Raw genomic sequence first — 373 nt, forward strand, 5'->3', positions numbered from 1 at the left:
GAGTATGTCATGACAGCTGCATTGATCGAAGATTTGAAAGCCCGTGGATTGCTAAACCAGGCGACCGCAGATGAAGAACTGATTCAACATCTCGAATCTGGCATGCGTACACTTTATTGTGGATTCGATCCAACAGCAGATAGTCTGCATATTGGTAGCTTGGTTCCCCTGTTGATGCTGAAACGTTTCCAACTTGCGGGGCATCGCCCATTTGCGTTGGTTGGTGGGGCTACCGGCCTGATCGGTGATCCCAGTTTCAAAGCGCAGGAACGCAAATTGAACGGACCTGACGTCGTTGCTGGCTGGGTAGAAAAACTGAAAGCCCAGGTCAGTCAGTTTATCGATTTTGACTGCGGCGACAACAGTGCCGATG

At 50.1% G+C, this 373-nt stretch carries 1 protein-coding gene; it reads left to right on the forward strand.

All coding sequences use genetic code 11. The annotated features are described in order from the left end of the window. Window positions 1–9: 9 nt before the first annotated feature. Window positions 10–373: tyrosine--tRNA ligase (gene tyrS / locus Q4563_RS17045; protein ID WP_303605337.1), on the forward strand; the 364-nt coding region annotated here is incomplete at its 3' end.

The sequence above is a fragment of the Gilvimarinus sp. 1_MG-2023 genome, from assembly GCF_030548285.1.